This window comes from Pseudomonas sp. 8(2025), assembly GCF_052665325.1.
This window is the reverse complement of sequence record NZ_JBQOIE010000006.1, coordinates 279,135-299,909: the sequence shown is the minus strand read 5'-3', so window position 1 is coordinate 299,909 and position 20,775 is coordinate 279,135. Positions and strand designations below refer to the sequence as shown.

10 protein-coding genes are annotated in these 20,775 nt (G+C 67.7%); 7 read left to right on the top strand and 3 right to left on the bottom strand.

From position 1 onward, the window contains the following. The first annotated feature begins 88 nt into the window (after positions 1-88). Entirely contained in the window at positions 89-1,162 is a 1,074-nt protein-coding gene (locus ACUXVH_RS14685) for an NAD(P)-dependent alcohol dehydrogenase (RefSeq protein WP_053152835.1), read from the top strand. A 92-nt stretch (positions 1,163-1,254) separates the two neighbouring features. Continuing rightward, entirely contained in the window at positions 1,255-2,166 is a 912-nt protein-coding gene (locus ACUXVH_RS14680; protein ID WP_011062349.1) for a universal stress protein, read from the top strand. Between the two features lie 14 nt (positions 2,167-2,180). Here ACUXVH_RS14680 and ACUXVH_RS14675 read toward each other — a convergent pair whose 3' ends face one another. Together ACUXVH_RS14675 and ACUXVH_RS14670 are read right to left on the bottom strand one after the other, a co-directional pair. Further along, on the bottom strand, positions 2,181-2,918 hold the full coding sequence (locus ACUXVH_RS14675; RefSeq protein WP_011062348.1) for a Crp/Fnr family transcriptional regulator: 738 nt from the start codon (positions 2,916-2,918) through the stop codon (positions 2,181-2,183). Positions 2,919-2,986: 68 nt separating this feature from the next. Beyond that, positions 2,987-11,674, bottom strand: coding sequence for a GH36-type glycosyl hydrolase domain-containing protein (locus ACUXVH_RS14670; RefSeq protein ID WP_445495218.1), 8,688 nt, complete (start codon positions 11,672-11,674; stop codon positions 2,987-2,989). Positions 11,675-12,164: 490 nt separating this feature from the next. Between ACUXVH_RS14670 and ACUXVH_RS14665 the strand changes: the two genes are divergently transcribed. From ACUXVH_RS14665 to ACUXVH_RS14650, 4 genes are all read left to right on the top strand, one after another. Then, positions 12,165-12,548: a DUF2946 family protein gene (locus ACUXVH_RS14665; RefSeq protein WP_053152829.1), complete on the top strand. Its 384-nt coding sequence runs from the start codon at positions 12,165-12,167 to the stop codon at positions 12,546-12,548. Between the two features lie 118 nt (positions 12,549-12,666). After that, a complete protein-coding gene (locus tag ACUXVH_RS14660) occupies positions 12,667-14,835 on the top strand; it encodes a TonB-dependent receptor (RefSeq protein ID WP_053159557.1) in 2,169 nt (722 codons plus the stop codon). A gap of 53 nt (positions 14,836-14,888) precedes the next feature. Continuing rightward, positions 14,889-16,367 (top strand): PepSY domain-containing protein, encoded by a 1,479-nt coding sequence (locus ACUXVH_RS14655; RefSeq protein ID WP_401402958.1) that lies wholly within the window; start codon positions 14,889-14,891, stop codon positions 16,365-16,367. Positions 16,368-16,501: 134 nt separating this feature from the next. Then, positions 16,502-17,032: a DUF3087 domain-containing protein gene (locus ACUXVH_RS14650; protein WP_011062343.1), complete on the top strand. Its 531-nt coding sequence runs from the start codon at positions 16,502-16,504 to the stop codon at positions 17,030-17,032. Between the two features lie 25 nt (positions 17,033-17,057). On the opposite strand, the gene ACUXVH_RS14645 is transcribed toward ACUXVH_RS14650, so the two are convergent. Continuing rightward, positions 17,058-19,658 (bottom strand): hypothetical protein, encoded by a 2,601-nt coding sequence (locus tag ACUXVH_RS14645; RefSeq protein ID WP_445495215.1) that lies wholly within the window; start codon positions 19,656-19,658, stop codon positions 17,058-17,060. A 332-nt stretch (positions 19,659-19,990) separates the two neighbouring features. Between ACUXVH_RS14645 and ACUXVH_RS14640 the strand changes: the two genes are divergently transcribed. Next, the gene (locus tag ACUXVH_RS14640) at positions 19,991-20,773 is read left to right on the top strand and encodes a sulfite exporter TauE/SafE family protein (RefSeq protein ID WP_011062341.1); all 783 of its coding nucleotides are present in this window, start codon (positions 19,991-19,993) and stop codon (positions 20,771-20,773) included. Positions 20,774-20,775: the final 2 nt, after the last annotated feature.

The following is a 20,775-nucleotide window of genomic DNA, read 5'->3' as shown; positions in this document are numbered from 1 at the left end:
ATCAAGCCCTTCCTCGGGGTATCCGCGCAGTCTGTCAGCAGACCTGCGGATTCGCGCAGACCCCTTCCCGGCAATGGAGATCGGCAACATGGCCAAGATGAAAGCAGCGGTATTCGTGGAGAAGAACCGCATCGTGCTGGAAGACAAGGACATCCCCGAAATCGGTCCGCTGGACGCCCTGGTGCGGATCACCACCACCACCATCTGCGGCACCGACGTGCACATCCTGCGGGGTGAATACCCGGTGGCCAAGGGCCTGACCATCGGCCACGAGCCGGTGGGGGTGATCGAGCGCCTGGGCTCCCAGGTGCGCGGCTTCCACGAGGGCCAGCGAGTGATCGCCGGGGCCATCACCCCCAGCGGCCAGAGCTACGCCTGCCTCTGCGGCTGCGGCTCCCAGGACGGCCCGGACACCCGCCACGGCTTCCGCGCCACGGGCGGCTGGAAGTTCGGCAACACCATCGATGGCTGCCAGGCCGAATACGTGCGTGTGCCGGACGCCCTGGCCAACCTGTGCCCGATCCCCGACGGCCTGAGCGATGAAGAAGTGCTGATGTGCCCGGACATCATGTCCACCGGTTTCTCCGGCGCCGAGCGTGCCGAGGTGAACATCGGCGACAGCGTGGCGGTGTTCGCCCTGGGCCCCATCGGCCTGTGCGCGGTGGCCGGAGCCAGGCTCAAGGGTGCCACCACCATCATTGGCGTCGACACCGTGGCCGCGCGCATGAGCGTGGCGCGCGGGCTGGGGGCGACCCATGTGGTGGACTTCAAGCAGGGCGACGTGGTCAAGCAGATCATGGACCTCACCGACGGTCGCGGGGTCGATGTGTCGATCGAGGCCCTGGGCACCCAGGGCACCTTCGAGTCGGCGCTGCGGGTGCTGCGCCCGGGGGGCAAGCTGTCGAGCCTGGGGGTCTATTCCAGCGACCTGCGCATTCCCCTGGATGCCTATGCCGCCGGCCTGGGCGACCTGAGCATCCTCAGCACCCTGTGCCCGGGCGGCAAGGAACGCATGCGCCGGCTGATGGAGGTGGTCGCCAGTGGCCAGGTGGACCTCAAGCCGCTGGTGACCCACCGCTTCAAGCTCGACGATATCGAGGCCGCCTACGAGCTGTTCGCCAGCCAGCGCGACGGCGTGATGAAGATCGCCATCACCCCATGACCCGTGCCACCGGGCGCCCTTGATACCGGTCAAGGCGCCCGGTAGCACGGCATTCCACACTCAAGCTCACGTATCGCCCAAGGAGGAGCACCATGAGCCAGTACCAGCGTCTGTTGCTGATCGCCGATCCACAGCAGCACCAATCCCCCGCGGCGCGCCGTGCCGTTGCCCTGGCCCGGGCCAGCGGCGCGGCGCTGCACGCCCTGGTGTTCGTCGAACCGCCGGCGCGCACCTACCTGTGGGAAGAACACCTGGAAGACAGCGAGCGCGAAGCCTACCTGCAGCGCCACGAGCGCTGGTTGCAGGTGGAAGCGCAGTGGATGGCCGAGGAGGGCGTGCAGGTCACCACCCAGGTGATCTGGAGCACCCAGGTGCTCAAGGACATGCTCGCCTACATCGACGAGTTCCGGCCTGACCTGCTGATCAAGGACGTGACCCTGGAGTCGGCCCTCAAGCGCGTGTTCGTCACCCCGCTGGATTGCCACCTGCTGCGCGAGGCGCCGGTGCCGGTGCACCTGGTCAACGACGCGCCGCACAAGCTGCCCCGGCGGATTGTCGCCGCGGTGGACCCGGCCCAGTCCGACACCCAGATCCGCGGGCTCAATACGCAGATCATCCAGACCGCCCACGCCCTGGCCCTGCAATGCGACGCCCAGTTGCACCTGCTGTACGCCTACGACCTGATGCCGATGCTCGATGGCGTGGCGCCGGTGGCGTCCACCGCCTGGAGCGTCAACTGCCTGGACGAGCTGCGCGACTCCCTGCACAAGGAATTCGAACGCCTGGGGGATGAGCACAACGTGCCCCAGGAATTCCGCCACTTCATCATGGGCCCGCCGGTGCCGGGCATCGCCCAGTTCGTTGACGAATACCTGGTGGACGTGGTGGTGATGGGCACGGTGCACCGCACCGGCTTTGGCCGCTTGATCGGCAGCACCACCGAACGCGCCTTGTACTCGATGCCGGGGAGCATCCTGGCGGTGAAGGCGTCTGGCGCGGCCTGACACCCACGCCCGTTTCAGTCCGGATCGGCGCGCTTGCTGCCAGGCAGGTACGGCAGCAAGCGCTCGGTTTCCTTGCGCACCACCCCATAGCACTCGCAGCTGTGCTGCTCCAGCCGCGGCCGGTCAAGCACATTGATCCGGCCGCGGCTGTATTCGATGATGCCCTGGCGCTGCAGTTTGCCCGCGGCTTCGGTCACGCCTTCGCGACGCACCCCGAGCATGTTGGCGATCAGTTCCTGGGTCATCACCAGCTGGTTGCCCGGCAGCCGGTCCAAAGACAGCAGCAGCCAGCGGCACAGTTGCTGGTCGATGGAGTGGTGGCGGTTGCACACCGCGGTCTGGGCCATCTGGGTGATCAGCGACTGGGTGTAGCGCAGCATCAGCAGGAGCATTTCGCCGTGGCGGTTGAACTCGTCCTTGAGGCGCTGGCCGGGCAGGCGCAAGGCGTGCCCGGCGCTCTGCACGATGGCCCGGCTGGTGGTGCTTTCGCCGCCCATGACCAGGGCCACCCCCACCAGCCCTTCGTTGCCCACCACGGCGATTTCCGCCGAGGCGCCGTTTTCCATCAGGTACAGCAGCGACACCACTGCATCGGTGGGGAAGTACACGTGGCGCGGTATGTCCCCGGACTCGTAGAGCACCTGGCCCAGGCTCAGGGCCACCGGCTTGAGGTGGGGCAGCAGGCGCTCCTGCACCGCCGCCGGCAGTGCATTGAGCAAGTGATTGGGCCCGTGCCCAAGGTTGTCGAACATCTCAGAACCACCGGATGGCAAGGCGTCAGCGCTCACTCAGGGTAGTCCAGGGTGTGGCCGGGTGTCTGTCATGGTGCCGGCTCCGTATGGGTCGCTGTCGGGGTATGCCCGGCCTGGGCGGGCAGGGCCGCGGGCCAGGTGAGCAGCACCCGGCGCGTACTGCCGTCATCCAGCAGCGGTATGGCCAGCCCCACCAGTGGCCGGCCGTCCAGGCTCAGGCTGAGGGTGGCGCCGGGGTTCTGCCGCACTTCAATACGGTAGAGCGTCTCGCCGAACCGATAGTCCAGGCTGTAGCCCGGCCAATGCGCCGGGATCACCGGTTCGATGTACAGGCTCTGGCCTTCGCGGCGCAGGCCCAGCAGCGACTCGACGATCAGCCGGTAAGTCCAGCCCGCCGAACCGGTGTACCAGCTCCAGCCGCCGCGCCCGGTGTGGGGCGCCACGCCATAGACGTCGGCGGCCATCACGTAGGGCTCGACCCGGTAGGTGGCGACCTGTTCGGCACTGCGCCGGCTTACCGGGTTGATCATGTGCAGCAGCTCCCAGGCCCGGGCACTGTCCCCCAGGCGGGCGAAGGCCATGCTCGCCCAGACCGCGGCATGAGTGTACTGGCCGCCATTTTCCCGCACCCCGGGCACGTAGCCCTTGATGTAGCCCGGGTCCAGGGAGCTGTGGGCGAAAGGTGGGTCGAGCAGCAGCACCACGCCGCTGTCGCGACGCACCAGGTGCTGGTCCAGGGAGGCCATGGCCTGGTGCTGGCGGGCATCGCTGGCGGCGCCGGACAGCACCGACCAGCTCTGGGCGATGGAGTCGATGCGGCACTCCTGGTTGCTGGCGCTGCCCAGGATCTGGCCATCGTCGAACCAGGCGCGGCGATACCACTGGCCGTCCCAGGCCTGGCTGTCGAGGGCGGCGCGCAAGGCCAGGGCCTGGGCGCGGCACTCTCGGGCGAAGTCCGGGTCCTGGTGCTGCTCGGCGGTGACGGCAAAGCGTTGCAGCACTTCATGGCCGAAGAAGCCCAGCCACACGCTTTCCCCCAGGCCGTGTTCACCGACTCGGTTCATGCCGTCGTTCCAGTCCCCGGTGCCCATTAGCGGCAAGCCGTGGACCCCGCGCCGCTGGCCGTGCTCGATGGCGCGCCGGCAGTGCAGGTAGAGGCTTTCCCGCAGCCCGCTGGCCTGGGGCAGGTCGTAGTAGGACTCTTCCCCGGAATTGAGCAGGCGGCCTTCCAGGTAACCCACTTCGACCTCCAGCACGCTGTGGTCGCCGGTGATCTGTACATAGCGGCTGGTGGCCAGGGGCAGCCACAGGAAGTCATCGGAGCAGCCGGTGCGCACCCCGCGATTCTGTGGCGGGTGCCACCAGTGCTGGACGTCGCCCTCGGGATACTGGTGGGCGGCGCACAGCAACAGGTGCTCGCGGGCCAGGGCCGGCTCGGCGTGGATCATCGCCATGCTGTCCTGCAACTGGTCGCGAAAGCCGATGGCTCCGCCGGACTGGTAGAAACCGCTGCGGGCCCAGAAGCGGCAGGCAATGGTCTGGTACATCAGCCAGCCGTTGGCCATGACGTCGATGGCCGGGTCCGGTGTGCGCACCTGTACCGCGCCGAGGCTGCGCTGCCAATGCTGGTGCACGGCCGCAAGCTCGGCCTGCGCCATCTGGCTGCCGCGGTACTGCAGGACCCGGCGGGTGGCGGCCTTGGCATCCACTTCGGCCCCCAGGCGAAACAGCACCTCCCGGCTCTGGCCGTCCTCCAGTTCCAGGCTCACCTGCATCGCCGCGCAGGGGTCGAAACCGGCACCGGAGCGCCCGGACAGGCGCCCCCGAGTCAACGCTGCCGGCGCCGCGAGGCTGCCGTTGCGGCCGATGAACTCACTGCGATCGCCGGTGAAGCTGCTGACCTCGGCGTCCGTATCGAGAAACGCCACGTGCCCGGAAAACTCCATGTTGTAGGGGTTGCGGGCGAGCAGTGCGCCGCTCACCGGGTCGCTTTCGCTGACCACGTGCATGGCCGAGCGGCTGCGGGACTCTCCCAGCACCCATTCCACATAGCAGGTGGCCGACAAGCGCCGTGGCCGACCGCTGAGGTTGCGGATCTTCAGCCGCGAGAACTTGATCGGCGCCTGCAGCGCCACATAAACCGTGAGCTCGCTGTGGATGCCGTCCTCTTCATGCTCGAAGACGCTGTAGCCGAAGCCGTGGCGGGTGCGGTAGCTGCCGCTTCCGGGGCAGGGCTGGGGAGTGGGCGACCAGACCCGCCCGCTGTCTTCGTCGCGCAGGTACAGGGCCTCGCCGCTGGGGTCACTGACCGGGTCGTCGTGCCACGGGCTGAGGCGGTATTCGTGGGCGTTCTCACGCCAGCTGTAGGCGCCGCCGGTTTCCGAAATCACCGTGCCGAACAGCGGGTTGGCGAGCACGTTGGCCCAGGGCGCGGGCGTCGGCTGCCCGGGGTTGAGGGTGATCAGGTATTCACGGCCGTCGCTGCTGAAACCGCCGTAGGGGGTTTCCAGGATCAGCTCTGGCGCTGCAGCGGTGCTGGCTCGGCTGGCGGGTGGTGGCAGGCGTACCAGGGGCGCTTCCAGGCGCGGCAGCGAAGGGTCGGCGCGGCGCCGGTGGACTTGTTCGGCGAGGCTGCCGCGGCTGTCGCTGACCACCAGGCGCGCCACCGCCAGCATCAGCGTGCGGTCCTCGCCGGACAGTTGCTGGGCCGGGCGCACGAAGATGCCCCCCGGGCGGTCGATCAGGCTGGCTTCGCTGCCGGAGGTCACCAGGCCCATGATCAGGTCCTGGAGCTGCTGGCGGTAACCCGCCTGGTCCTCGTTCCAGATCACCAGGTCCACCGCCAGGCCTTTTTGCCTCCAGTAGGCGTGGGCCTTGATCAACTGCTGCACCAGGGCAATGTTGGCCAGGTCGCCCACTTGCAGCAGGACGATCGGCAGGTCTCCGGAAATGCCCTGGCCCCAGAGCCCGGACTGGCTGCGCCGGTTGGCCTGCAGCAGGCTGTTGTCGGCGCGCAGGGTGGCGTTGGCGTAGAGCAGCGAGGCCGCCATCTGCTGGAACAGCCGGGCCTCGGCCAGGGATGCGTTGAGCTGGCGCAACAGCACCTGGCTGTGGGTCCAGGCCAGGTCGAAGACCCGGTCCGCCAGGTGTCGGTCGCGGTATTTGTGGATCAGTTGCAGGCAGTGTTCACGGCTTTCGGCGACCCCGGTCACCAGGTCGATGGTGGCGCTCTGGCCGGGGTCGAGGGTGATCCGGCAGCGGATCGCCACGATCGGGTCGAGCACCGGCCCGGCGCTGCCCGAGAGCCGTTCGGTCTGTGGGTCCAGGGCCTGGGGCGCGGCCAGGTCGCGGCCACGGCCGATAAAGCGCGCGCGGTCGGTTTCGTAGGAAATCGCGTCGATGTCCACGCCGTGGGCCGCCAGCAGGTGGCACATCCAGGGCACCGGCTGCTCCTGGGAACGTGGACGGCGGCTGCAGACGATGGCCTGCCAATCGGGCAGCAGCTCGGTCTCGATGAACAGGTTGCTGAAGGCCGGGTGGGCGGCATCGCTTGGAGCCGGGGCCAGCACCACTTCGGCGTAGCTGGTGAGCTCGATGCTGCGGCGTACCCGGGCGCGGTTGCAGATGTGCAGGCGGCGCAGCTCGATGGGGTCTTCGGGGGACACGACGATTTCCGTGTGGCTGTCGAAGTCCTGTTCACGCACGCGGAATTCGGCCCGGGCGTCGGTGAAGATCGCCTCGAAGCTTGAAGGGCGGCCTCGGGTCGGCTGGTAGGCGGCGGACCAGAACGTGCCGCTGGCCACGTCCCGCAGGTAGCAGAACTGGCCCCAGTGATCGCGGGTCGGGTCTTCGTGCCAGCGGGTCACCGCCAGCTCGTTGCAGCGGCTGTAGCCGCCGCCGGCGCTGCTGAGCATGACGTGGTAGTGGCCGTTGGAAAGCAGTTGCACCGCCGGGCGCTTGCGGTCCGGGTCGGCGAACACCCGCAGTTTGTTCTCGTGGGCCCGGGCGGCTTCGTCGGCCGCCGGAGCACCGGCGGCATGCAGGTACTGGGCGGCGGTTTTCGGCACTCGTTCCTGCAACAGCAGGGCGATGGCCTGGAACTGCGGGTCGGATTCGAAGCGCCGCTGCATGGGCTGGTCCAGCAGCAGCCATGCCAGGGACAGCAGGCTCATGCCCTGGTGGTGGGCCATGAACGATTGCACCACGGCATGGTTCTGGCCCCGGGGCAGGCGCGACTCGGTGTAGTCCACGGCTTCATAGAGGCCGAAGCGGCCCTGCAGGCCCAGCTGGGCCAGTCGCTGCAGGTTCTGGCAGGCTGCCTGGGGCGCCACCATCAGCGCCAGGACGCTGGCGTAGGGCGCCACCACCCGTTCCGCGCCGAGGCCACGCTTGAGCCCCAGCCCCGGCACGCCGAACGCCCGGTACTGGTAGTTGAACTGGCTGTCGAGGGTGTTGTAGCCCGACTCGGACACGCCCCAGGGCAGGCCCAGTTGCTGGCCGTGCTCGATCTGCAGGGCCACGGCGGCGTGGCAGGTCTGGTCCAGCAGGGTGCCCTGGTAACTGGGCATCACCAGCATCGGCATCAGGTATTCGAACATCGAACCGGTCCAGGACAGCAGCACCGGGGTACCGGCGCTGCTGGTGAGCAGGCGGCCGAGGGCGAACCAGCTTTCCTGGGGCAACTGCCCCTGGGCGATGGCGACAAAATGGGTCAGGCGCACTTCCGAGGCCAAGAGGTCGTAGTAGCCGGTATCCAGGCGGTGCTCGTCGGCGTTGTAGCCGATCACCAGCAGATGGCGCCGGGTGTCGTAGAGGAAGCCGAAATCCATCTGCGCCATGCCGGTCACCTGCTCCAGCAACTGGTTCACCGCGGTGCAGCGTTCCAGCGCCAGTTCCCGTAGCGCGGCGATCCGCCCATGGTGCCGGGGCAGCCAATAGTCGGTGTCCAGCTCGGCCAGCTGGCGCCAACTGAGGAGGCCGAAGCGGCGACCGTCGGCCATGGGCGGTGGGGTGCGCCAGAGCAATTCGTCATGCAGGTCGCGACATTGCGCGGTCAGCGCCTGGTGCCAGAAGGCGCTGTCATCGGATGCCTCGCCGTGGGAGTCGACGGCGCTCTCGCCAATGCGTTGCAACAGGCCCAGCAGGCCCTCGGCGCTGACCCCGGCATGCAGGCTCAGGTGTTCATGCACGGCGCGGGTTTCCAGGCGCCAGCGCAGCACAGCCGCGGTGTCCTGACCCGCTGCGGTGAGGGCGTCCTGGAGCACGTCGAGGCAGTCCAGCAGGCCGTTGGCGATCTGCACCGGGGACGGCGGGCTGTCCCTCAGGCCCTGCAAGCCCGGGCGCAGGGTCAGCAGCATCCCGGCCAGGTTGCCGCTGTCCACCGTGGACACATAGCGCGGTGGCAAAGGCTCCAGGCTCTGGGTGTCGTACCAGTTGTAGAAGTGCCCGCGATAGCGCTCCAGCCGGCCCATGCTGGCGAGCATCCGTTCCAGGCGCTGCAGCAGCCGGCTGCTGCTCAGGTAGCCGAAGTCATGGGCCGCCAGGTGCGCCAGCAGGGCCAGGCCCAGGTTGGTGGGGGACGTGCGATGGGCTACCCGCTGCTGGGGTTGCTCCTGCAGGTTGTCCGGGGCCAGCCAGTTGTCCTGGGGGCCGACGTACTGGTCGAAAAAGGCCCAGGTGCGGCGGGCCAGGCTCTGCAGGAAACGCCGCTGGCCCGTGTTGGGCACGAAGGCCACCTGGCTGGCGGGGCGGCTCAGCCACCAGGCCAGGGCCGGGCCGGCCAGCCAGGCCAGCAGCAGGGGCACGGCCACCAGCAACTGTGGGCGCGGCCACGACAGCCCGGCCAGGAGCAACGCCAGGGCCGGGCCGACCCACATCCGCCGGTAGAGCTCCAGCAGGCTGTCATCGGGGCCGCGTTCGGCTTCCCGGGACGGTTGCCATTGCAGGCGATACTCCTTGCTGATGCTCATGCGCCATAGCGCGCGTCCCAGGGCACCCAGGCTGTAGGCCACCTCATGGGGCAGCCAGGCCAGGGGCAGCAGCGCCCGGCACAGGTGCTGGCCGGCTGTGCCCAAGGCGGCCACCAAGTGTTGTTGCAGGGGCACATCCGGGGTCTTTTCCAGCAGCTCGCGAAAGGCCGCCGACAGCGGCAGCACCAGCAGCAGAATCAGCACCGCCAGGGTCCAGGCCACGGGGTGGGTGGCCCCCAGCCAGCCCCACAGCAGCATGCCCAGCAGGGCCATGGGCTCCAGGCTGCGGCGCAGGTTGTCGAGGATCTTCCAGCGCGCCAGGGGGCTCAGGCGATTGCTTTCCAGGCCTCCACCGGCCTTGGGCGACCAGGGCAGGAGCCACGGCAGCAGTTGCCAGTCACCGCGGATCCAGCGCTGGCGGCGCTTGACGTCGGCGCTGTAGCGGGCCGGGTATTCCTCGAACAGCTGCACATCGCTGAGCAGCCCGGAGCGGGCGTAGCAGCCCTCGATCAGGTCATGGCTGAGGATCCGGTTGTCGGCGAAGCGCCCGCCCAGGGTCTGCTCGAAGGTGTCTACGGCATAGATGCCCTTGCCGACGAAGGAGCCTTCCTGGAACAGGTCCTGATAGACGTCCGATACGGCGCGGGTATAGGGGTCGATCCCGGCGTCGCTGGCGAACAGCCGGGCATAGGCCGAACGGGCGGTGCTCGACAGGCTGATGCCGACCCGCGGCTGGAGAATCCCGTAGCCGCTGACGATGCGCCCGCTCAACGGGTCGGCCAGGGGCCGGTTCAGGGGGTGGTCCATGGCCCCCACGCATTGCTGGGCCACGTCCCGGGGCAACTGGGTGTCGCTGTCCAGGGTGATCACGTAGGTGATTTCAGGCAGTGCCTGGATATCGCCGACGATCAGCGAAAAACGCTCCCGACCCCGGCCGCGCAGCAGGGCATTGAGGTCTTCGAGCTTGCCGCGCTTGCGTTCGTGGCCCATCCAGCAATGTTCCGCCGGGTTCCACAGGCGTGGCCGGTGCAGCAGGTAGAAGCGCTCCACGGCTTCTTCGGGGTACTTCAGGTTCAGCGCCTCGATCCGTTGCCGGGCCAGCATCAGCAGGCCGGCATCGGCGTCCAGGGTTTCGCTGGGGGCGTCGAGAAAGTCGCTGAGCAGGGCGAAATACAGCTGGGCGTCGCGGTTGGCCAGGAAGCGCACTTCCAGCCCTTCCACCAGCTCCTCGACATCCGCCGTGCAGCCGATCAGGCAGGGCACTGCTACCAGGGTCCGGGCTCGGGGAGCAATGCCTTCGCTGTAATCCAGGCGCGGCAGGATGCCGGGGGCCACGGTCAGGGTCACCAGGCCGTTGATCAGGCCGATGGCCAGCCGGCTGGCGAGCAGCAGCGCCGGCACCGCCAACAGCCCCAGCCAGTAGTGGCCGGAAGTCGCTTCCTGATACAGGGCACTGAGGAAGGGCCAGGCGAACAGGGCCGAGAGCAGGATCACCGGCACCAGGAAAAAGCCCAGGGGCGCCTGGGTCAGCAGGCGGCGGCCACGTTCAGCCAGGGGGACTCGGGCGCCGATCTGCTGTTCCAGGGTGCGCCGGCCAGCGCCGATCAGGTAGTGACCGACGTGGCCGGCCACGGCTTCCGGCGCCTCGGCGCGGTACTGGGCGCGGGCCAGCTCGATGCACTGGCGGGCCACCTGTTCTTCACTGTGGCGGCAGTGCCGGGCCAGGCGTTCGAGCACATGGCGGTAATGGTCGCGGGTGGCGAAATCCATGCGTCGGTAGACCCCCGCGGGGTCCTGTTCCAGTACCTGTTCGACCCGGCTCATCAGCTCGACGAACTCGCGCCAGTTGCTGGCCGAGAGCAGGCGCAAGCTGGAGATGCTGTTGCTGATGGAGACCTGGTCGGCGGCCTGCTGCTGGGCGTCGAGCTGCACCAGGCGCTCGATGTTCAGCCCGGTTTCCCCCAGCAGTTGCTCGATCCAGGCCAGGGGCAGCACCAGGGCCGCGTTCTGTCCTTGCAGGCGACGCGCCAGCTCGGCGACGAAGGCGGCGGTCATGGGCGGTGCCGAGCGGGCCATGTCGGCCACCGCCAGCACCACGCTCTTGGCGTCCTGCTCGGCGGTTTCCATCAGGCGGTCGGCCCAGTCGTTGGCCAGGTTGCGTTCGCTCCAGTTGGCCATGACCCGGAAGGCCACCCGGCGCAGGTTCTCGATCAGGGCCAGGCGCAGCATGATGGGGATTGCCCATAGCTCGCCGAGCATCAGCGGGGTGACGCTCTGGTAGCTGTCGACGAAGCGCCCCAGGCTGTCGGTGTCGACCCGGCCGTCGCCGTGGGAAATGGTTTCCAGGGCGATGTCATAGACCCGCGGCAGGCCCGCCGACTGGCCGTTGGCCAGGCGCGGCAACTGCCGGCTGTAGCCCCGGGGCAGGTGGGTGCGGGTGATGCGGATCTGTTCTTCCAGCAGGTAGTAGTTGTCCAGCAGCCATTCCGCGGCGGGGGTGGCCCGGGGTGAGGCGTGGGTGGCGGCGGTCAGGCTCTTGCAGCAACTGGCCAGGGCGCTGGCGTTGTCCGCCAGGCGGGCCAGCAGCCAGTCCGGGGTGCGGCTCGGGCTCAGGCGATGCTGTTGCGCCAGCAGGGTGCCGTGGCGGGCCATCTGTTCAGTGCTGAACAGCTCCGAGCGCAGCGGCGCCTGGTATTCGACGCTGTTGCGCGAGGCCTTCCATTGGCCGTATCGGGCGGCGGGCAGCCGCCAGAACCTCAGGAATGCGTGGGTCCAATGACTGTCCATGTTTTCCTTGGCATAACAGAGCCGTCCCTCGGCACGGGGTGCGAGGGAGGGCCGGGAGCGGGGCGTGCGGTCAAATCGAGGCACCGTCGCGACGAGCGTGTCAGGCAAAAATCTGCAACCTTGAGGTTGCCGGGCAGAGGCGAGGGTTGTCTGTGCGCTGGGGCACATAGCCTGACGATAAGGATGAAGGGTGACGCTGCTTGTAACCGCTGCCGAGCTTGCGAGGCTGCGACAAGGGCCGCAGGACCTTCAGCGCTCTCAAGAGCGGCGCCTGCTTCGCAGCCTGCGGCAGCGGCTACAGGGACCGCATGGGCTGGGAGCTGCTTTGAAGGTGAGGCGATGCGCTTTCTTTTTAGTTCTGGTCCGACACTGCACTCTTCGAGAGTCGGCTATAAAGCTCGCCACAACCTCACCGCTGGCAGGCCCATGAGTCTCGCTTGCCTTGCATGGGTGATTTTCCGCCGCTTTTTTCACTGTTAATCTTGCCGCCATGACCCATGCCTCCCCCCATCGCCCCCACATTGCCTGGACGCTGTATTTCTGCGTGCTGTTCAACGTGTTCGTCTGTGGCCTGGGCCACGGGCAGATGGCCGGGCTGGAGCTCAATGGCGTCGGCGGGCAATTCTGTTCCGCCATGGGCAACCCGGGCCCGGCCCTGGACGGCGACTTCAGCGATCAGGCCGCCGCCGGTGGGTTGAGCACGTTCATGTGCCCATTGTGCTCGGCCGTGAGCCTGGGCATTGCGCTGCTGTTTTGCCTGGGCTGGATGCTGCGCCGCCAACGCCCGCCACGGCTGGGGGGCGAGCAGCGCAGCAAGGCACCGCCGCGCTCTTGCTGGCCTGCGCTCAATCCCCGGGCACCTCCTCTGGGCTGACTCGCTCCGGCGACCGTCATCGGCGGTCGCGCTTTCTCGTCCTCCGGCACTAGCTGCACGGTCGCTCCGGCGACTGCTGCCGGACGCTGTTCGATGATTTTTTTTCGAGTCCGAGTCCATGAAACACCTCAATCGCTCCCCCCACTGCGCGGCGCTGTGCTGCGCCCTGTCGTTCAATGCCCTGGCCGACTCCCCGCTGGAGTTGCCGCAGATGCGCATCAGCACCGACGAAGAACGCAAGGTCGGCCTGCAACTCGATACCCAGGGCAGCACCGGCTCGCGCCTGGGCCTGACGCCCCGGGAAACCCCGGCTTCGGTCAGTGTGGTCAACCGCCAGCAGATCGAGCAGCGCGGCGCCGCCAATACCCAGGACATCCTGGCCAGCGTGCCGGGGATGAACGCGGCCTCGTCCCCCGGGGTGCCGGGCTTCGTGTCCTATCGCGGCTTCTCAGGGGCGCAGATCACCCAATTGTTCAATGGCATCAGCGTGCAGTACGACTCCATCGCCGCGCGCCCGGTGGACAGCTGGATCTACGACCGGGTCGAGGCCGTCGGCGGGCCGTCGAGCTTTCTCTACGGCGCCGGCGCGGTGGGCGGTTCGATCAACTACATCACCAAGCTGCCGTCGCGCACCGAATCGTTCAATGAAGGGCGGGTCAGCTACGGCTCCTACGACAGCACTGAAACCTCCTTCGGCTTCAACCACGCGCTGAACGAGGGGGCCGGCCCGCGGCATTACGCGCGCCTGGACCTCAGCCACACCACCAGCAACGGTTATGTCGACCGTGAACAGCGCGACGCCTGGACCACGGCCTTCTCCCTGCTGACGGACTTCAACGACCAGCTGTCCCACACCCTGGCCTACGAGTACCAGGACGAGCGCGTCGACAGCCCCTACTGGGGCACCCCGGCGCTGAACCCGTTGGGGGGCAAGATGGAGGTGGACAAGAGCCGGCGCTTCGAGAACTACAACGTCCGTGATGGCCGTTACGAACAGCGGGTGCAGTGGTTGCGCTCGATCATCGACTATCAGGTCGATGACCGTACTTCGCTGCGCAACACCCTGTACCACTACAACGCCGACCGCGAATACCGCAACCTGGAGACCTACGCCTACAACAGCGACAACAGCCAGGTGGTGCGTTCCGGCATCCTGCTCCAGCGCCACGCCCAGGAACTCAATGGCAACCGCTTCGAGCTGCTGCATCACAACACGCTGTTCGGCCTGGACAGCCAATGGTCGGCGGGCATCGACTACAGCCACAACGTGATGAGCAACTTCCCGCGCTCGGTGTCGGGCTCACTGCCCGGCGTTGATCCGGGCGATTTCGACCCGGGAAGCTTCTGGGACTTGCCCGGCATGCAGCGCGGCTTCGACAAGAACCGCCGCAACCAGGTGGACACCTGGGCCCTGTTCCTGGAAAACCGCCTGCAACTGAGCGAGCGCCTGTCCCTGCTCAGCGGCCTGCGCCACGACCAGATCGACCTGCAGGTGACCAACTACCGCGCCGTCACCGAGGCCAACCCGGCGTTTTTCCAGCGTAAATACCGCCCGACCACCGGGCGCCTGGGGCTGGTCTACGAGCTGACCCCGGCGGCCAACGTGTACGTGCAATACAGCACCGCCGCCGACCCGCCGGCGGGCATCCTGACCACCGCCAGCTATGGCCAGGTGCGCGACTTCGACCTGAGCACCGGCAACCAGTGGGAGGTCGGCAGCAAGTTCGATTTCCTCGACGGCCGCGGCTCGGCGACCCTGGCCGCCTACCGCATCGAGCGCAAGAACCTGTCCACCGCCGACCCGAGCAACCCCGGCAGCAGCCAACCGGTGGGGCAGCAGTCTTCCCGGGGCGTGGAACTGGCGGCATCGCTGCGGGTGACGCCCAGGCTGCTGGCCGAAGGCAACTTCGCCTACGTCGATGCCCAATACGACGAGTTCTATGAAAACGTCGGCGGGCGCCCGGTATCGCGCAAGGGCAACAGGCCCACCAATACCCCGGACAAGGTCGGCAACCTGTGGCTGACCTATGACCTGGCGCCGTCCTGGCAGGTGGGCAGCGACGCCCGCTACGTGTCTTCGATGTACGCCAATGCGGCCAACAGCCGCTACGCGCCGGCCTACACGATCTTCGGTGCCTTTGTCGGCTATCAGGTGAACGCCGATACGCGGATCACCGGGCGGGTGCGCAACCTCACCGATCAGGTCTACGCCCGCACCACCGCGCCGAGCCAGCTGTACCTGGGGGCGCCGCGGACCTTCGAACTGGCGCTGCAAACGCGCTTTTAACCTGAGCCAGCGGGGCGCCCTGTGGCGCCCCGCGCATCTGCGAGTTGCCCGTGATGAAGCGTTACCTGTACCTCTGGCACCGTTGGCTGGGCATCGTTGCCTGCCTGTTCATGGCCCTGTGGTTTATCTCCGGGGTGGTGATGCTGTATGTCGGCTACCCCAAGCTGACCCCGGCCGAGCACCTGGCCCACCTGCCGGTGCTGCAACTGGAGCCTGCCCCAGCCGACCTGGGGCAGGTGCTGCACGCCGCCGATCCGCACCAGCCGCCCACCCGCATCCGCCTGACCACGGTGGCGGGGCAGCCGCGCTACATCCTGGAATACCCCGGGTCGCGCAAGGTGGCGGTCGACTCCCACAGCGGCCTGCCGGCGGCGCCCCCCGATAGGGTCGAAGCCCTGGCCGCGGCCCGCCAGTTCGCCCCCGAAGCGGTGGCGCGTGATCGTGGCGTAGTGCAGGAAGACATGTGGAGCCTGTCCCGGGCCCTGGATGCCGACCGGCCGCTGCACCGGGTGGCCATTGCCGATGCCGAACTGCGCCTGCTGTATATCTCCGGCACCACCGGCGAGGTGGTGCGTGACGCTACCGCCAGCGAACGCGGCTGGAACTGGATCGGCGCCTGGCTGCACTGGCTGTACCCGTTGCGGGGCATCGGCATCGATGGCGCCTGGGGGCCGATCGTCACCTACCTGTCCCTGGCCGCCACCCTGATGGCGGTGCTCGGCCTGGCGGTGGGCGTGCTGCGCTGGCGCTTCAAGCGCACCTACCGCAACGGCTCGCACTCGCCGTACCAGGGTTTTGCCCGCTGGCATCACCTGGGGGGCATGCTGTTCGGCGTGCTGCTGATCACCTGGATCTTCAGTGGCCTGATGTCGATGAACCCGTGGAAGCTCTTCAGCAGCGCCCAGCCCTTGTCGGTGGCGGCGTACCAGGGTGGTCCACTGGGCGCCCTGGCCTTCCCGCTGAATGCCGGGCAGGTCCTGCAACGCTTTGCCGATGACGGCCTGCAGGCCCGGGAACTGGAGTGGCGGATGATCGCCGGCAAGGGGTATGTGATTGGCTATGACGGCGCCGGGCGTACGCGGATCTTCGACATGGCCGGGGATCGGGTCCAGCGCCGGTTCCACCCCGGCACCTTGCAGCAGGCGGCCTGGGCCATCCGGCCAGGGCAACCGATGCTCGTCGAGCAACTTGCCGCCTACGACTTCTATTACTACGCCCGGGAACCGCAAAGCATGATGGGCCACCTGCAGCAGCGCCTGCCGGTGCTGCGGGTGCGTTTCGACGACCCGGCGCAGACCTGGCTGCACCTGGACCTGCACACCGGCGCCATCGTCGGCCAACTGGACCAGCCGCGCCGCGCCTCGCGCTGGCTGTTCGCCCTGCTGCACAGTTGGGACTGGCTGCCGCTGCTGGCCAACCGGCCGTTGTGGGATCTGTGGATGATCGCCTTCAGCGCCGGAGGTTTGCTGGTCAGCGCCAGCGGGGTGGTGCTGGGCTGGCGGCGCCTGGGGCGGTCGTTGCAGCGGCGTTGACGCGGGGGCAGGGGAATACACCGACCTGGATCAGCCTAATGGGATATTTTTCCCGTTTAACCCACCGGCGGCCGGTCCAGCGGTGATAATGCGCGCCAGCCACTCACGTTCAGCCATTGGAGCCCGTCGCGCCCATGTTCGTCATCACCCCGCAGGACCCTGAGACTTACCGTCGGCAAACCCGGCGCAGCACCTTGATCATCGCGCTGGTGTTCATTGCCCTGGCCATGCTGTTTTCCAGCGCGGCGGTGGCGCTGTTCGGCCAGCCCGGCGGGGACAACCTGCTGTGGAACGCGGCAGGTGTATTCACCGGCCTGCTGATCAGCGCGGCGTTGTTGCGCAGTGTGTTCTGGAGCAAGCCGTGGATGGCGGCGGCGGTCTATGGCTGGCGCCTCAAGCGCAGCCTGATGCGGGTGACCAACGTCATGCACCAGGTCACCGCCGGGGTTGCGGCGGGTGATCCTGCGGCCCTCAAGCTGCTGCGCTTCTATCACCTGGGGCTGATCCAGATGCACCAGCTGGACGCCAACTCCAGCGCCCACGGGCAGATGCACGGTGAGGTGGAGCGGCATCTGGCGCTGCTGGCCGAGCATGGCATCGACCCGCACCAGGAACGCCTTGAAGCGCAATGGCTGGAAGCGGTGAAGCGGCACAAGACCCCTTGACCGGCAGGCCCCGGTGCTGCCGGGGCTATTGCAGATACCGCCACAACGCCTGGGCAATCTCGCTGGGCTGGCACTGGGTGCCGAAGACTGCCTGGCCAATGCTCAGGCCCAGTTGCCGGTAACTCTCGAACTGCGCCTCGTCGAAAAACTGATCCACGGTGCTCTGGTTGGGAAAGCCCGGATTGGTCCGGGCGTAGTTCAGCACGTCCGGCGTCAGCCCGGCGATCAGCCGAGGCTTGAGCACCAGGATCCGGCAGTGGGGCGTCTGGCACAGGTCATCGTCACTGCCCGGGGAGTGGGCATGGACGTTGAGCAGCAGGGCGCATTTCTGGTTCTCGGCGCTCGGTGGCTGGCGGAATTCCTCAAGGCTGGCAAACACCGTCTTGAGCTGCGGATGGCTCAGAACCCCCTGGTCTTCGCGGATCTCCAGCGCCTGGTCGATGCGCGCCAGGCGCACCAGGTTGGCCAGGTCGTCGAACTGGTAGTCGGGGTCGCAGCCGGCGTCGCAGGTGACGATCAATTCCACCTTGCGCTCCTTGCGCAGCAGTTCGTAGGTACCGGTGTTTTCGAAGTGCCCGCCGTCTGACAGGTACTGGTAGTCGCGGCGGTAGCCGTGAAAGCGCGCGGTCAGTTCATAGAACAGGTAGGCCTGGGTGCCGTAGCGGGTCCAGGGCTTGAGGTCCCGGGGCACCCAGTGCTGTTGACCGGGGTCGAGGAAGTGGCTGGGCCACCAGATGCCCAGGCGCACGTTGGCCAGCCCCAGCACCAGCGACATGCCGAGGCTGGTGGCGCGACCCAGGCCGGTGCTGAAGGCGGCGCCGGAGACGCCGATCCACTGGCCCAGGGTCAGCGGGCTCATGATCTCCGAGGCCGGGCCATGGTCGAGGTCGCGACGATAGGCCGTGCCATCGAGAATGTAGCGTTCTGCCGGGCATTCGGCGCTGGGGGCCGGGCTGTCGGGTGCCCAGTTCGGCGCGATGCACAGCGGCTTGCCCTTGCGGTCGCGCTGCACCAGTTGTTCGGCCGGGTCGACGGTCAGGTTCATGGTGACGTTGATCAAGTGCACCGGGCCGGCACTGGGGCTGGCGTAGTACTGCTGCAGCGACAGGTCGTCGCTGGACATGGGCTCGGCCACGCTCATGTAGGTGCGGCGCTGTGCGGCCGGGCCGTTGAAGCGCCGGCCATTGGAAGCGCCCAGGTAGGCGCGGATCAGCCGCGCCGAGTAGAAGGCCTGCAGCGATGAGGTATTAAGGAAACCGATGAAGCGCCCGCTGATGTGGGTCAGCACGGCCGCCAGCAGGCTCAGCGCCGCCAGCCGCCAGGCCACCGCGTGGTCGCCGGACACCACCCCGCCGTCGTGGGCGATCCACTGCACCAGCAAGCCCCAGCACAGGCACAGCAGGCTCAGCAGCAGGCCGCCGGCAATCAGCGCGAGCACGTCCAGCGGCAGCTTGTGCATCCAGCCCGGCAGGCGTTTTTCATCCTTGAGCAGGGCCAGGCGCCGCACCAGCCACACCAGGCCCACCAGCAACAGCAGGCTGCCCAGGGCCCTCAGGTCGTGCAGGTAGCTGTACAGCGCCTGGGCCGCAGTCACCAGCAGGGCGAGAAAACCCAGCACCGCCACCGCGGCCATCGCCCGGCCCAGGGCGCGGGTGATCTGCACCCGATAGTTGCGCACGCTGTTGGCGCAGGCGTTGTCCTTGGCCGGGTCGCGGTTGTCGGCCAGGCGCCGCACCAGTTGCCGGGTGATCAGCAAGGCGCAGCTGCCCACCAGGGCACAGCCCAGGGTCAGGGCGCCCACGGCCTGCCACTGGGCCAGCCAGTAGGCCAAGGCGCCGCTGAGCCACAGGCCGATGACTATGCCGAGCATGATCCGGTACGCCGCGTTGCCCATGCTCGGCGGCCGGTCCAGGTCGCCCTGGGGAATGACCAGCCAGTACGCCACGGCGCAGGGCAGGGCGAACAGCGCACTGGCCATCAGCGGCCAGAGCAGCAGGCTGGCCTGGCTCAGGACCTGGAACAGGCTCAGCAGGCTGAGCAGCAGCACGATGGGCAGGCCGATCATGGCCTGCAGCGACAGCCAGTTGCGCCAGGTCATGGCCAGGGCGTAGAGCATGTCACCGGAGCCGGTGGGGGTCAGGTAGCGGCCGTTTTCCCGCAGCCAGGCCGCGGGGCCCTGGCCCGGTGGCCGGGTGGCGTAGTCGACGCCGGTGCTGATGCGCCCCGGCGGCTCGAAGCGCAGGGCCTGGTAGGCGTTGTGGGCGGCATGGGCCACCGGGTCCTGGGGAGCCTGCGGCTGCAGGCGCCCGGGGAGGAACAGGCTGCTGAAGAAACTGCCGATATAGCCACCGCCGCTGACCGTGGACAGGTAGTCGATGCGCGACAGCAGGCTGTGTTCGCGTGCGCCCGCAGGCTGTGGTTGCGCCACGACGGGGGCCGGAGCCCGGGCCATGGCCTGCAGCACCCCAAGGCCGAAGGTTGCACTGCGAATGCCGCCACCGGACAGTGCCAGCCCCCAGTTGCCCCGGCCGGGTGCGCCGGTTTCGGGGGCTTCCTGTTGCAGGCTCTGGCGCCTGAAGCGGATGCGTTGGTGCTCGATCTGGTACGAGGTGTCGGCAGAGGTCATGGGCCTTCCTTGGAATCGGGTGTGGGGCACGAGCCAGGGGGAGTGCCAGGCCGGGTGCCCCGGCAAGCGTCAGGCAGAATACCGGATGCCGCGGCCCAGATGTGCAGCGCAGAGCGTTCGGCGTCTGTCGGCAAGTGTTTTTTTTAGCCGAGTGCCAGGGGCGCCGTGGCATGTGGCGGCTGCAATTGCGCAGGGGCTGCCATGCGCCTTGTGCATGAAAAAAATGGTCCTGGTTATAACGTTAGATTTTATTCATATAAATGGACATAAGCTTTAGCCGCTATGCTGCCGCCAGTTTTTGACCTGGCCGCGTGATTTGTAGGGCTTTATTGATGGATGTGGGTAACTTCGGTTTTGTAGTCGCGGGCCTGGTAGTGGGTTTCATCGTAGGCATGACGGGTGTGGGGGGCGGTTCGCTGATGACCCCGATCCTGCTCTGGTTCGGCATCAACCCGGCCACGGCCGTGGGCACCGACCTGCTGTACGCGGCCATCACCAAATCCGGTGGGGTGCTGGTGCACCAGAAGAACCGCAACATCGACTGGCGCATCACCGGCTGGCTGACCCTGGGCAGCGTGCCGGCGGTGGCGCTGACCCTGTGGTTCCTGAAGAATCTCGACACCGACCCCCAGGCCCTGAACGCGGTGATCAAGCAGGGTCTGGGGTTTGTCCTGCTGCTCACGGCCCTGGCCATTGTCTTCAAGAAGAAACTCATGGCCTTCGCCCAGCGCCATGGCAGCGACTACCAGCCCAGCCCCGGCGGGCTCAATGGCCTGACCGTGGTCACCGGGGTGATCCTGGGCACCATGGTCGCCTTGACCTCCATCGGCGCCGGTGCTTTGGGCACCGTGGCGCTGTTCATCCTCTATCCGTTCCTGGCCACCAAGCGCCTGGTGGGCACTGAAATCGCCCACGCCGTGCCCCTGACCCTGGTGGCAGGACTGGGCCACGCCAGCATGGGCAACATGGACTGGCACCTGCTGGGTTTCCTGCTGATGGGCTCGTTGCCCGGGATCTGGATCGGCAGCCACATGACCGGGCGCATTTCCGACGAGATCCTGCGCCCGTGCCTGGCGGTCATGCTGTTTTCCATCGGTTACAAGCTGGCCTTCTGAAA